Origin of the sequence: Rhizobium sp. 57MFTsu3.2 (genome assembly GCF_012932765.1) — a bacterium.
GTDB lineage: Bacteria > Pseudomonadota > Alphaproteobacteria > Rhizobiales > Rhizobiaceae > Rhizobium > Rhizobium altiplani.
This window is the reverse complement of record NZ_JDWI01000009.1, coordinates 49,509-61,526: the sequence shown is the minus strand read 5'-3', so window position 1 is coordinate 61,526 and position 12,018 is coordinate 49,509. Positions and strand designations below refer to the sequence as shown.

Genomic DNA, 12,018 nt, shown 5'->3' with positions numbered 1-12,018 from the left:
GTTAGGTGAGGCGTTTGCTGAAGGCGGTGGAGAAAGTTACGCCGCCCCTGTCGTCACTGGCTTCGCCGATCGCTACATCCATCGTGTTGCTTGTCACCCGGACAAGGCAGAAGCCGCCCATGAAGGCGGCTTTTGCTTTGAAAACGTCCAGCTTGCCGACCCGATAGGCCATCGGCGTGTTGTGCTCGTGGCCGTGGAAAATACCGATTACGTTGTAGCCTTCGAGGGTTGCGAGGAGTTCCTGACGTTCCGATTCACCCCACCAGTGGGGCGCACCGCTTCCTCTTAACGTGAATGTCTTCATTTCAGGATTCCAGCGCTCGAGGGAAAACCGGTCCCATCCATAGTGCTGGAAGATGACCACCGGGCGGCCATCGGACGCATAGGTCTCGAGATCGCGTTTCATCCAATCGAGGCTGCTCGCTGAACCTCTTGTGTTGTCCCAGCGTAACGCTGCGCCTGAATCAGATGCAGGCCACCCCAATTCCAGGAGTAGTTGTCCGATGCTTCGTCGTAGTTGTCGACAGGCACCAGCGGCTTGAAGAAGACGCTCGGCTTGTGGTTCATCTGCACGTAATCACGCAGTTCGTCGCGGTACCAATCGATTTGCGGCGGGCGCCCGTCCTGATCGAGATCGTGGTTGCCGAGCCCAACATAGACGGGAAAGTGCACGTGGTCGGCACCGCGTCCTTGCTGGTAGCGTTGAGAAGACTCCAGTAGCTGCGACCCTTCTGCGAACTCCGCAGTCTGGCCGCCGCGATCATCGGTCACATCGCCACACACGGTAATGCCCTGCGGCCTCGCAATCGGCTGACCGGCGAGCAGAAGGCCGCTCGGCTCCCCTGCGATCTCAGTGGGCCATGCCTGGTGGTGAATGCCGTTGAGCGCAAGAATGTGACGGAGCAGATTTGCGTCGGTCTTGCCTTCACACTGGCAGTTGGGACTTAGCCCGTCTCCGAAGCGGCACGCATGGACGTCGTTGATGACAAGGAAGGTGACATTGATCGGCGGGACGCTGGCCGGCTCGCAATGGACGGCAGTGTCAGCGAGATTCCGGCGCCTACACTTTGTGCCAGCAGTGATCGTCGTGTCAGCATCCCGGCTCTCCCCGTTTTCGAGAATCTAGGGGCAAGGCGTTAGCCGGCAACAATGAAAAGGGCCGCGGCAGTTTCCGGTCGCGGCCCTTCGAACTGGACTGTTTTCGTGATCAGACTTCGTTGCGGCCGGAGGCCAGAATGCAGATCAAGGTGATGACGGCAGAAAGACCGAGATAGTAGCCGACATATTGCATGCCGTAGTTTGCCTGCAGCCAAGTGGCAATGTAGGGCGCCAGCGAAGCGCCGAAGATGCCGGCAAGGTTGAAGGTGATCGACGAGCCGGTATAGCGCACGGCAGTCGGGAAGGGCGCAGCAAGCGCCGTGCCGATCAGACCGTAAGTCATGCCCATCAGCGCCATGGAGACGATCGCGAACACAACAATGCTGCCTTCGCCGCCGGTCATCAGACCGGGCAGGAAGAACGAGAAGATACCGATCAGCAAGGTGGTGAGGATCAGCATCTCGCGGCGGCCGAAGCGCTCGGCGAGTTTGCCTGATATCGGGATGAAGATACCGAAGGCGACGGAACCGACGATCTGGATCTTAAGCGCGTCCGGGAACGGGATCTTCAGGACCTTGACATTGTAAGACAGAAGGTAAGCCGAGCCGATGTAGAACAGCACGAAAGTGGCGAGCGCCACGAAGGTGCCGAGGAACAGGCTGCGCTTGTGCTTGCGGAAGAGTTCGGCAACCGGGACTGCAACGCGCTCCTGCTTGTCAATCGCCTTCTGGAACGCCGGCGTTTCGGTGATCGAGAGACGAACCCAGAGACCGATGGCGATCAGCAGAATCGAAGAGATGAACGGCACGCGCCAGCCCCAACTCAGCAGATCATCTTGCGACATGACCTGCAGCAGCAGCCAGAAGATGCCCGAGGAGAGGAACAGGCCAACCGGCGCGCCGAGCTGCGGGAACATGCCGTACCAGCTGCGCTTGCCTTCCGGTGCATTCTCGGTGGCGAGCAGCACGGCGCCGCCCCATTCACCGCCTAGGCCAAAGCCCTGGCCGAAGCGGCAGAGCGCGAGCAGCAGCGGCGCGAGAACGCCAATCGACTCGTAGGAGGGCAGAAGACCGATCACGACCGTCGAAATGCCCATGGTGAGCAGGGCGGCGACGAGCGTCGTCTTGCGGCCGATCCTGTCGCCGAAATGGCCGAAGACTACGGCGCCCAGTGGACGGGCGAAGAAGGCGATCGAGAAGGTTGCAAAGGAAGCAAGCAGGGCCGTGGTCGGATCACTGTTCGGGAAGAACAGCGTCGGGAAGATCAGCACGGCGGCTGTGGCGTAAACGTAAAAATCGAAGAATTCGATCGTGGTGCCGACAAGGCTCGCGATCAGAACACGCGCCGGCGAGTTGACTTGCGCATTGTTCGATAAAGCGGGAGTCGGCGATACTCTTGATATCGCGTCTGACATTCTCATTCCAATTGGGATTACACCTGTGCCCTTCGGAGGCAGGCGGCTCTTAACGCAATTTTAATTCGGCGCAAATGCCCATCGAGTAACAAACGAAAAAAAATTAGCACGCTTTGCATTTTTCCGACGATTCAGCGCTTCTGGGTGGCCGACCCTCAAAGTTGACGGGCGGAAAAGCCATCGAACTGGTGCGGATTCCTGATGGGATCCTGCACGAAAGCCGCCGTTGTCGAGGGGTTTTCTGAATGTTGCACGGCCCCCTTCCGGAGGGGCGTTCGAGCCAAAAATTAACGAAAGTAAACACTTCATTAACCATAATCAGGCTCTAATACACCTGCATCACCGAGCGAGATTCGGACGGGAAACAAGCTTGGTGCAAGCGTCGAAATTCACAGTGCAGGTTATTTTTTGGGGGTGTTGATGAGTCGCAAGCATGTCGCTGTCCTGATGGGCGGGTTTTCCTCGGAGAGGCCGGTAAGCCTTTCCTCCGGGACGGCGTGCGCGGATGCTCTCGAGGCTGAGGGCTTCCAGGTGACGCGGATTGACGTCGATCGCGATGTGTCTGCCAAGCTTGCTGCCTTGCGGCCCGATGTCGTCTTCAATGCGCTGCACGGCCCCTATGGCGAGGATGGCACGATCCAGGGCGTCCTCGAATATCTTGAGATTCCCTATACGCACTCCGGCGTGCTTGCGTCAGCGCTCGCCATGGACAAGGAGAAGGCCAAGGGCGTTGCAGCTGCTGTCGGCATTCCGGTTGCTCAATCCGAGGTGATCAATCGATTCGCCTTTCCGGCGGAGCACCCGATGAAGCCTCCCTACGTCGTGAAGCCTGTGCGCGAGGGTTCCAGCTTCGGCGTAGTGATCGTTCAGGAAGATCAATCCCATCCTCCGCAAATCATCAGCTCTCCGGAATGGCGCTATGGCGAGCAGGTTCTTGTCGAGCGCTACATCTACGGTCGAGAGCTGACCTGCGGTGTGATGGGCGATCAAGTGCTCGGCGTCACCGAAATCGTGCCGGTCGGGCATGGCTTCTACGACTACGATGCCAAGTACGTGGCAGGTGGATCGAAACACGTCATTCCGGCGGAAATTTCACCGAATATTTACCAAAAAATACAATCATTGGCGTTAAGGGCGCATCAAGCAATTGGTTGCCGTGGCGTGAGTCGCTCCGACTTTCGTTACGACGATCGCTTCTCCGAAGATGGTGAAATCATCTGGCTGGAAATCAATACTCAGCCAGGCATGACTCCAACCTCCCTGGTGCCCGAAATGGCCGGTCATGCCGGCTACACGTTTGGTGAATTTCTCCGTTGGATGGTGGAGGACGCTTCTTGTTCTCGGTGACGGTCAAAAGAATAGGGCGCCCAAGTCATCAGGCGGAGCTCTCGTTTCCCGAGGGTGATGGTCGGTTGGTTCTGCCGCGCCCGCTGCGTCGCGTTGTGCGCTTTCTTGTCAGCCTCGGGAGTGGCCGCATCCATATTCCGGCTCACGTTGGGACGGTATCCGCCTTGGCATTCTTTGCGGCGACGGGTCTCTACGGCATGTCGCTCGGTGGTCACACCGAAGCGGTTGCGCAGGCGACGACGACGGCTGCAGGCTTTGCGATTGATGACGTGAAGGTGTCCGGCAATTCCGAGACCTCCGAAATCGAGATCCTGCAGTTGTTGGGGCTGGACGGTACGACCTCGCTCGTGGCGCTCGATGTCGATGCTGCGCGTCAGAAGATCGCGAAGCTTCCCTGGGTCGAGAATGTCGAAGTTCGCAAGGTCTATCCGAAGACGATCGAGGTAAAGCTCACGGAGCGCCAGGCTTACGCCATCTGGCAGCATGGCCAGGAGCTCTCTCTCGTGGAGAAGGGTGGCTCGGTCATCGCTCCGCTGCGTGACAACAAGTTTTCGCAGTTGCCGCTGGTGGTTGGTCGCGGTGCTGAAGTTGCCGCAACCTCGCTCGAAACCGAATTTGCGAAGTGGCCGGAGATCAGGGCGCGGGTAAAGGCCTACGTCTGGGTGTCGGGTCGCCGCTGGGATCTGCACATGGACAACGGCGTTGCGGTGAAGTTGCCGGAAGACGATGTCGATCTGGCTCTGGCGCGGCTGTCGAAGTTCATGAAGGAGCAGGACCTTCTGGAGCGCGACATCGCTGCGGTCGATCTCAGGCTCACCGACCGCACGGCAATTCAGTTGACGCCGGAAGCCATGGCGCGCCGGCAACTTGTGCTTGATCAGCGGACCAAGGATTTGAAGAAGGCGGGGCAAAATATATGAGCTTGTTCGGTTCGTCCCATTTCGGATTGCCGCGCCTGAAGCCGCTTTCGTCGAAGCGGTCCCACGTCGTTTCGGTGCTCGACATCGGATCGACGAAGGTCGTCTGCATGATCGGCCGCCTGACGCCTCGCGAGGAAAGCCAGGTGCTGCCCGGCCGCACGCACAACATTGAAATCATTGGGATTGGCCACCAGCGTTCGCGCGGCATCAAGACCGGCGCGATTTCCGACCTCGATGCGCTGGAAAGCGTGATTCGCCTTGCTGTCGATGCCGCCGAGCGCATGGCCGGCCTGACGGTCGAAAGCCTGATCGTTAACGTCACGGCCGGTCGTCTGACGAGCGATATCTACACCGCAACCATCGATCTCGGTGGCCAGGAAGTCGAACTGAACGACCTCAAGAAGGTTCTGTCGGCAGCCTGCCAGCAGTCGCTGCGCCAGGATCGTGCCGTGCTGCATTCGCTGGCAACCGGCTTCTCGCTCGACGGCGAACGCGGTATCCGAGATCCCTTGTCGATGTACGGTGACGTTCTCGGCGTCGACATGCACGTCGTCACCGCTGAGCGTACCGCGCTTAAAAATCTCGAGCTCAGCGTCAATCGCGCTCACCTCTCGGTTGAGGGAATCGTTGCGACGCCGTATGCTTCCGGTCTGGCAGCTCTCGTCGACGATGAAGTCGAGCTGGGCTGCGCGGCGATCGATATGGGGGGCGGAACGACGACGATTTCGGTCTTTGCAGAAGGTAAGCTGGTGCACACGGATGCCGTCAGCCTCGGCGGCCATCACGTCACTACGGACCTCGCCCGCGGCCTTTCGACCCGTATCGAAGACGCCGAGCGCCTCAAGGTCGTTCATGCTTCCGCAATGCCGAACTCCTCGGACGAGCGCGAGTTGATCTCGATCCCGCCGATCGGCGAAGACGAACGCGACCTGCCGACGCAAGTGCCGCGCGCTTTGGTATCGCGCATTGTCAGCGCCCGTATCGAGGAAACCATGGAATTGATCCGCGACCGCATCCAGCGCTCGGGCTTCAGCCCGATCGTCGGCAAGCGCGTCGTGCTGACGGGTGGTGCGAGCCAGCTGACCGGCCTTGCCGAAGTTGCGCGTCGCATTCTTGCCCGCAACGTCAGAATCGGTCGTCCGATGGGCGTCTCGGGCCTGCCGACTGCAGCGAAGGGCCCAGCCTTTTCGACGGCCGTCGGTCTGATGATCTATCCGCAGGTCGCGGACCAGGAAACACATGCGTCACAGAGCGGTCTGCTCATGTCGCTTGGGGGAAATACCAGCCGCTTTGCCCGCATGGGGCAGTGGTTGAAAGAGAGCTTCTGACAATTGAGTGAATTGGCCGGCGTGGCGATGCGGCCATAAAGAGAAGGAACGGTAACATGACTATCAAGCTGCAAAAGCCGGATATCACTGAGCTTAAGCCGCGTATCACCGTGTTCGGTGTTGGCGGCGGCGGCGGCAACGCTGTCAACAACATGATCTCCGCTGGCCTCCAGGGCGTCGACTTCGTCGTTGCCAACACGGATGCCCAGGCCCTGACGATGACCAAGGCGGAGCGCATCATCCAGCTCGGCGCCAACGTCACTGAAGGTCTCGGTGCTGGTTCGCAGCCGGAAGTCGGCCGTGCCGCAGCCGAAGAGTGCATCGATGAAATCATCGATCACCTGAACGGTACGCACATGTGCTTCGTCACCGCCGGCATGGGCGGCGGCACCGGCACCGGCGCTGCCCCTGTTGTCGCTCAGGCGGCTCGAAACAAGGGCATCCTCACGGTCGGCGTCGTTACCAAGCCTTTCCACTTCGAGGGCGGTCGCCGCATGCGTCTGGCCGAAGCCGGAATCGAAGAGCTGCAGAAGTCGGTCGACACGCTGATCGTCATTCCGAACCAGAACCTCTTCCGCATTGCCAACGACAAGACGACCTTTGCCGACGCTTTCGCGATGGCTGACCAGGTACTCTACTCCGGCGTTGCCTGCATCACCGACCTGATGGTGAAGGAAGGTCTCATCAACCTCGACTTCGCCGACGTCCGTTCGGTCATGCGCGAAATGGGCCGCGCGATGATGGGCACCGGCGAAGCATCCGGTCAGGGCCGCGCGATGCAGGCTGCCGAAGCTGCAATCGCCAACCCACTGCTCGACGAAACGTCGATGAAGGGCGCACAGGGCCTGCTGATCTCGATCACCGGCGGTCGCGACCTGACCCTCTTCGAAGTCGACGAAGCTGCGACCCGCATCCGCGAGGAAGTCGATCCGGACGCGAACATCATCCTCGGCGCGACGTTCGACGAGTCGCTCGAAGGCATCATCCGCGTTTCCGTTGTTGCTACCGGTATCGATCGTGCGATCAATGCCGCGGCAGGAAAGGCCTTCCAGCCGGCAGCGAAGCCGATCGTGCGTCCTTCCGCGGCCGTTGCTCCGGCTCCGGCCGCTGTTCAGCCTACACCTGTCATGCAGCAGGCACCCAAGCCCGTCGACTCGGTTGCACAGGCAATCCGCACGGCCGAGGCCGAGATGGAACGCGAGCTCGAGATCCACGCTCCGCGTGCTGCAGCTCCGGTGCAGCAGCCGGCAATGCAGGAGACCTTCCGCCCACAGAGCAAGATCTTCGCTGCTCCGGAAGCCGCTCCCGTCATTCGCCCCGCCCCGGTTCAGCAGGCTCCCGTTCACGCGCCTGTTATCAGCCAGCCGGCTCCGCAGCCGGTCATGAGCCAGCCGGCTCCGGTCATGCAGCAGCCGATGGCCGCCCAGCAGGCCGTTCGCATGCCGAAGGTGGAGGACTTTCCGCCGGTCGTGCAGGCCGAGATCGACCGTCGCTCGCAGCCGGCCGCTCCGTCTCACGCCCACGAAGAGCGTGGCCCGATGGGGCTCCTGAAGCGGATCACCAACTCACTTGGTCGCCGCGAAGAGGAAGTTGCGCCAGAGATGACCTCGGCTCCGGCTGCGGCATCGCAGCAGCGCCGACCGCTTTCTCCGGAAGCCAGCCTCTATGCGCCGCGTCGCGGAAATCTCGACGATCAGGGCCGAAGCGTTCCGCAAGCTCGCATGATGCAGGAAGACGATCAGCTTGAAATTCCTGCGTTCCTGCGCCGCCAGTCGAACTGAGGCAAGGGACAGAATCGCCACAAGGATGCCCGGGAGTACGCTCCCGGGCATTGCCGTTTCAAAGCTCTGAATTCGACACGAATTGCGTTGTTATTTCAAAGGCATGCTTTCGTAACAATGCGAAAGAAACAGTGATTTGGATTGGAACCCGGGCGCACGTATGTATGTGCTCAAGGAACCGTCTTCTTGCGCTTTATCGCGAGGCTCTGACGGAGTGAAATGACCCCTGGCGGATGGTCCGGCATGTTAGCCGATGCGGATCACCAGGGATAATAAAGGCAAAAATTTATGGTTATTGGCATGTTGGGTTTTCAGACGACAGTATCGCGCCCGATTACGCTCTCGGGCATCGGCGTTCATTCCGGTGCTGACGTTTCGATTACCTTCAACCCGGCAGAAGCTGACACAGGCGTTGTCTTCAATCGCATGCACGACAACGGCGAGGTTTCCGAATATCGTGCCGTGTCTTCTCAGGTCGGCAATACAGATCTCTGCACCGTTCTTGGTTTCTCGCCGGCGCGATCGGTCGCGACGATCGAGCATGTCATGGCCGCTGTCTACGCGCTTGGTCTCGACAACGTCCTGATCGAAGTTCACGGTTCCGAAATGCCCATCATGGATGGCAGCTCGATGCCCTTTATCGAGGCGATCGAACAGGTTGGCCTAGTATCGCTTGGCGTCAAGCGTCGCTACATCCGCGTCACCAAGCCGGTTCGCATCGAGCATGGTGGTTCGTGGAGCGAGTTCCGTCCCTATGACGGCATGCGCTTTGAGGTTGAGATCGATTTCGACTGCCCGCTGATCGGCCGACAGAAGTGGGAAGGCGACATGACGGCTGCGACGTTCAAGTCCGAGCTGTCGCGTGCCCGTACCTTCGGCTTCATGCGCGATGTCGAGCGTCTTTGGGCCTCCGGCCACGCGCTTGGTTCGTCGCTTGAGAATTCGGTCGTCATATCGGACGACAACACCGTTATCAACGTCGAAGGCCTGCGCTACGCCAAGGACGAGTTCGTGCGCCACAAGGCACTCGATGCGGTTGGCGACCTGGCGCTCGCCGGTGCTCCTTTCATCGGCTGCTATCGGTCCTACCGCGGCGGTCACAAGATGAATGCTAATGCTCTCAAGGCGTTGCTCAGCGACCCGACCGCCTATGAAGTGGTCGAGACCTCTGCGCCGCGCCAGCGTGTTGCGGCTCGGGATTTCATCCGGGTCAACGCGCCGGAATTTGCTCCCTGGTCGGCATGACCTCCATCGCATTTATTAGGCCAGGGCCGCCTCCTTCGGGAGGCGGTTTCTTTATGGGGAGCAGGCTGACGATGATTCCCCGATAGATGTGCTGCCGCAGATGCTTAGTAGCACCAGATGCAGCATTCGCAGTGTAAAACCGGCGTTTATCGCCTGCATCGCCACAAAAATGCGTTAATGCATCATCATTGCGTTGCTCTGGCTCCACATTTGTGGCTAGAAACGCCAGCAAGGCGTGGCTGCCGTTGAGGGATGGCGGCGTTGGGATATTCCGATGGGTTATGCAGGGTCTGATAGTATGATGAAGACAGCGCGCGCTTTGTTCGCATCGCTCTTGGTGCTGAGCGCAGGTGCCTTAATTTCCGGATGCCAGTCGGACCCCGATATCGATATCACCAAGCTCGGCCTCGAGAACGATCCGCCGGATGTCCTCTATACCCAAGGCCTCGCCAACATGAAGGCCGGCAACATGGCCGAGGCGGCGCGCAAGTTCGACGCAATCGACCGCGAAAACCCGTTCTCAGAATGGGCGCGAAAGGCGCTCGTGATGAGCACCTTCGTCAAGTATCGCCAGGGCCGTCTGGACGACGCTCTCGCTTCGGGCAACCGCTATATGGCGCAGTATCCGAAGTCGAAGGACGCTCCCTACGTGCAGTATCTGATCGGTCTGACCTATTCGAAGCAGATCGTGGACGTCACGCAGGACCAGCGCGCGGCCGCCAAGACCGTCGAGGCCATGCAGGCCGTCATCGACAACTACCCGGATTCGGAATACGTCGACGACGCGCAGGCGAAAATCCGCTTCGCACGCGACCAGATGGCAGGCAAGGAAATGCAGGTCGGCCGTTACTACATGGAGCGCAAGGAATACCTGGCGGCGATCTCACGCTTCCGCACGGTTGTCGAGAAATATCCGAATACCAACCAGATCGAAGAAGCGCTTGCGCGCCTTGTCGAAGCCTATTACGCAATGGGCATCGTCGAGGAAGCACAGACGGCAGCCGCGGTTCTCGGCCACAACTATCCTGACAGTCAGTGGTATGCGGACTCCTTCAAGCTGCTGAAGAGTGGTGGCACCGAGCCGCGTGAAAACCCCGGTTCGTGGATTGCTGCCGCGGGCAAGAAACTCCTGCTCGGTACCTGAGGCCAATGCTGATCCAGCTTTCGATCCGCGATATCGTCCTGATCGAGCGGCTGGATCTCGCCTTCGAGACCGGCCTCTCGGTGCTGACCGGGGAGACCGGCGCTGGCAAATCCATCCTGCTCGATAGCCTGTCGCTCGCGCTTGGCGGGCGCGGAGACGGCGGTCTTGTTCGCCATGGCGAGGACAAGGGGCAGGTTACGGCTGTGTTCGACGTCGGTCCGGACCACAGCGCCCGCAAGCTGCTGCGCGAAAACGGCATCGATGATGACGGCGATGTTATCTTCCGCCGTGTCCAGAACGCTGATGGCCGTACCAAGGCTTACGTCAACGACCAGCCGCTCAGCGTTCAGCTCATGCGCCAGGTCGGGCAGATGCTGGTCGAGATTCATGGCCAGCACGACGATCGCGCCTTGGTCGATGCGCATGCGCACCGGATCCTGCTCGACGCTTTCGCAGGCGTGAACGAAGATGCTGCCGGAGTCTCCAATCTGTACCGCATCTGGCGCGATACCGAGCGGACGCTCAAGAAGCAGCGCGAAAAGGTGGCGAACGCTGCTCGTGAGGCCGACTACCTCCGCGCTTCCGTAGAGGAGCTCGAGAAGCTTTCACCGCAGGACGGAGAAGAGGACGAGCTCGCCGATCGTCGCCAGAAGATGATGAAGGCCGAGCGGATCGCCGGCGATATCGCCGAGGCTTCCGAATTCCTCAACGGCAATGCTTCCCCCGTGCCACATATCGCCTCGCTGGTGCGCAGGCTGGAGCGCAAGAGCCACGAGGCGCCGGGCTTGCTGGAAGATACGGTGGCGCTTCTGGATGCCGCTCTGGACCAGCTCTCCAATGCGCAGATGGAAGTCGAGGCTGCGCTGAGGAAGACGGAATACGATCCGAAGGAGCTGGAGCGTGTAGAGGAACGCCTGTTTGCCTTGCGCGCTGCCTCCCGCAAATACTCCGTTCCGGTGACCGAACTGCCGGCGTTGGCGGTCCGCATGATCAGCGATCTTGCCGACGTCGATGCCGGCGAGGAAAAGCTTGCCAAGCTTGAAGCCGAGGTCGGTGTTGGCAAGGCAAACTACGACGCAGCGGCGCGCAGCCTTTCCGATAAGCGTCATCATGCCGGAGACGCCTTGGCTGCTGCCGTCATGGCGGAACTGCCGGCGCTGAAGCTCGAGCGCGCAAGCTTCATGGTAGAGATCACCACCAATCCTGATGACGCGACCTCGGAGGGGATCGACGTGGTGGAGTTCCACGTTCAGACCAACCCGGGCACACGTCCTGGTTCGATCATGAAGGTGGCATCCGGCGGCGAGCTTTCGCGCTTCCTGCTCGCCCTGAAGGTCGCGCTTGCCGATCGCGGTTCTGCGCCGACGCTCGTCTTCGACGAAATCGATACCGGCGTCGGTGGGGCGGTTGCGGATGCGATCGGTCAGCGGCTGAAGCGGCTCTCCGACCGCGTGCAGGTGCTGTCGGTCACACATGCGCCGCAGGTCGCCGCGCGTGCGGCGACGCACCTGCTGATTTCGAAAGGACCGGCCGCCGAAGGCTCGGAGAAGATCGCGACTCACGTCGCGACGATGGCGCCTGGCGACCGGACGGAAGAAATCGCACGCATGCTGGCGGGTGCGTCGGTGACGGAAGAGGCGAGGGCGGCGGCGGCCCGGCTGCTGGCCGGGAACGGCTGATTTCCTAATCGCCGAATTGGGGAGAGGGCGAACGAGGACCTCTCGCTCTCTTTCAATCCATT

At 60.4% G+C, this 12,018-nt stretch carries 8 protein-coding genes and 1 pseudogene; 7 read left to right on the top strand and 2 right to left on the bottom strand.

All coding sequences use genetic code 11. The features are described from left to right. Nucleotide 1: 1 nt before the first annotated feature. Nucleotides 2–1,097: pseudogene (locus AF71_RS12095) on the bottom strand (metallophosphoesterase). Nucleotides 1,098–1,207: 110 nt separating this feature from the next. Continuing rightward, nucleotides 1,208–2,512 carry an MFS transporter gene (locus AF71_RS12090; protein ID WP_018858327.1) on the bottom strand — a complete coding sequence of 435 codons (1,305 nt, stop codon included), beginning with the start codon at nt 2,510–2,512 and terminating at the stop codon, nt 1,208–1,210. Nucleotides 2,513–2,932: 420 nt separating this feature from the next. On the opposite strand from AF71_RS12090, the gene AF71_RS12085 reads away from it, so the two are divergent. The 7 genes from AF71_RS12085 (at nt 2,933) to recN (ending at nt 11,956) form a co-directional block, all read left to right on the top strand. Further along, nucleotides 2,933–3,859, top strand: coding sequence for a D-alanine--D-alanine ligase (locus AF71_RS12085; RefSeq protein ID WP_018858328.1), 927 nt, complete (start codon nt 2,933–2,935; stop codon nt 3,857–3,859). Next, complete coding sequence (locus AF71_RS12080) at nt 3,847–4,779, top strand: cell division protein FtsQ/DivIB (protein WP_026371941.1); 933 nt, start codon at nt 3,847–3,849, stop codon at nt 4,777–4,779. The genes AF71_RS12085 and AF71_RS12080 overlap by 13 nt, the downstream gene beginning before the upstream one ends. Further along, nucleotides 4,776–6,107, top strand: a complete 1,332-nt coding sequence (ftsA, locus tag AF71_RS12075; RefSeq protein ID WP_018858330.1) for a cell division protein FtsA — start codon at nt 4,776–4,778, stop codon at nt 6,105–6,107. The genes AF71_RS12080 and ftsA overlap by 4 nt, the downstream gene beginning before the upstream one ends. Before the next feature lie 56 nt (nt 6,108–6,163). Next, a complete protein-coding gene (gene ftsZ, locus AF71_RS12070; protein WP_169681456.1) occupies nt 6,164–7,888 on the top strand; it encodes a cell division protein FtsZ in 1,725 nt (574 codons plus the stop codon). A 288-nt stretch (nt 7,889–8,176) separates the two neighbouring features. After that, nucleotides 8,177–9,133 carry a UDP-3-O-acyl-N-acetylglucosamine deacetylase gene (gene lpxC, locus AF71_RS12065; RefSeq protein ID WP_018858332.1) on the top strand — a complete coding sequence of 319 codons (957 nt, stop codon included), beginning with the start codon at nt 8,177–8,179 and terminating at the stop codon, nt 9,131–9,133. A 274-nt stretch (nt 9,134–9,407) separates the two neighbouring features. Next, nucleotides 9,408–10,277: an outer membrane protein assembly factor BamD gene (locus AF71_RS12060; RefSeq protein ID WP_025659382.1), complete on the top strand. Its 870-nt coding sequence runs from the start codon at nt 9,408–9,410 to the stop codon at nt 10,275–10,277. Between the two features lie 5 nt (nt 10,278–10,282). Further along, on the top strand, nt 10,283–11,956 hold the full coding sequence (gene recN, locus AF71_RS12055; protein ID WP_169681454.1) for a DNA repair protein RecN: 1,674 nt from the start codon (nt 10,283–10,285) through the stop codon (nt 11,954–11,956). The last annotated feature ends 62 nt before the right edge of the window (nt 11,957–12,018 follow it).

What these genes read in the sequence shown, in the direction of transcription:
- AF71_RS12090 (WP_018858327.1), bottom strand. Translation starts at nt 2,512, where the DNA reads ATGTCAGACGCGATATCAAGAGTATCGCCGACTCCCGCTTTATCGAAC.
- AF71_RS12085 (WP_018858328.1), top strand. Translation starts at nt 2,933, where the DNA reads ATGAGTCGCAAGCATGTCGCTGTCCTGATGGGCGGGTTTTCCTCGGAG.
- ftsA (WP_018858330.1), top strand. Translation starts at nt 4,776, where the DNA reads ATGAGCTTGTTCGGTTCGTCCCATTTCGGATTGCCGCGCCTGAAGCCG.
- ftsZ (WP_169681456.1), top strand. Translation starts at nt 6,164, where the DNA reads ATGACTATCAAGCTGCAAAAGCCGGATATCACTGAGCTTAAGCCGCGT.
- lpxC (WP_018858332.1), top strand. Translation starts at nt 8,177, where the DNA reads ATGGTTATTGGCATGTTGGGTTTTCAGACGACAGTATCGCGCCCGATT.
- AF71_RS12060 (WP_025659382.1), top strand. Translation starts at nt 9,408, where the DNA reads ATGGGTTATGCAGGGTCTGATAGTATGATGAAGACAGCGCGCGCTTTG.
- recN (WP_169681454.1), top strand. Translation starts at nt 10,283, where the DNA reads ATGCTGATCCAGCTTTCGATCCGCGATATCGTCCTGATCGAGCGGCTG.